The organism is Kitasatospora sp. NPDC001175 (genome assembly GCF_053598215.1).
In genome coordinates, this window is record NZ_JBSFJU010000228.1 from 1 (window position 1) to 1,272 (window position 1,272).

1 protein-coding gene is annotated in these 1,272 nt (G+C 74.2%); it reads right to left on the bottom strand.

Features of this window, described 5'->3' with window-relative positions:
- A partial coding sequence (locus tag ACWDAK_RS41330; RefSeq protein ID WP_427396370.1) for an amino acid adenylation domain-containing protein occupies positions 1–1,272 on the bottom strand: 1,272 nt, incomplete at both ends.

Here is a 1,272-nt window from a genome sequence, read left to right on the forward strand (position 1 = left end):
GTCGCGGTTCCAGCGGGCCAGGTCGCCGGTGCGGTACATCCGGGAGCCCGGCTCGCCGAACGGGTCGGCCAGGAAGCGCTCGGCGGTGAGGCCCGGCCGGCCGAGGTAGCCGCGCGCCACTCCGGTGCCCGCGACGTAGAGCTCGCCGGGAACCCCCACCGGCACCGGCCGCAGCCCGGGGCCGAGCACGTACACCCGGGTGTTGGCCAGCGGCCGGCCGACCGGCAGCACACCGCCGGCCGCTTCGCTGCCCGGCTCGATCCGGTACTCGGCGCAGCTGACGGTGGTCTCGGTCGGGCCGTAGACGTTGCGGACGGTCACCGCCGGGTGCGAGTTCCGCCAGGTCCGCAGCCGCTCGCCGGAGAGCGCCTCACCGGCGAGCAGCAGGTCGCCCGTCGGCGAGGCACCCTCGGGAAGGGCCTCCAGCAGCGCCAGGTGGCTCGGGGTGCCCTTCAGCAGGGTGGGGGCGGTGTCCGACGGCAGGCTCTCGTCGAGGTCGCCGATCCGCACACAGCCGCCGACGGTCAGCGGGGTGAACAGGGCCGTGACCGTCATGTCGAAGGACACGGACGAGTGGAGCAGCACGGATCCCCGCGCACTCGGGTAGCTGCGGCCGGCCCACTCCAGGTAGTCCACCAGCGAGTGCTGTTCGACCAGGACGCCCTTCGGCCGTCCGGTGGAGCCGGAGGTGTAGATGACGTAGGCGGGGTGGTGCGGCCGCAGCGGGCGCACCCGGTCGTGGTCCGCCGGGTCGGCGTCGACGGGCTCGACCTCCCCGACGAGCAGCCGGGGCAACGGCCCGGACTCCTCGCCGCAGTCCACGCCGCCGCCGGTCAGCAGCAGCGCGGGTGAGGCGTCGCGCAGCATGAAGGCGATGCGCTCCGCCGGGTAGTCCGGGTCCACGGGAAGGTAGGCGGCCCCGGCCTTCAGGACACCGAGCAGTGCGCCGAGCAGCCGGGCGGACCGCGGTACCGCCACCGCCACCAGGTCCTCGGGACCCACGCCCGCCTCGATCAGTCGGTACGCGACGCCGTTGGCGAGCGTGTTCAGCTCGGCGTAGCTCAGGGCGAGGTCGCCGTCGAGTACGGCGGTGGCCTCGGGGGTGCGGGCGGCCTGGGCCTCGAACAGGGCGGGGAGGCAGGTGTGTTCGGGGCTGGTGGCGGTGTTGTTCCAGTCCAGCAGGATCTGCTGCCGCTCGTGGTGGTCGAGCAGGTCGATGCGGCTGATCCGGCGGTCGGGGTCGGCGACCAGTGCGCGCAGTACCCGCTCCAG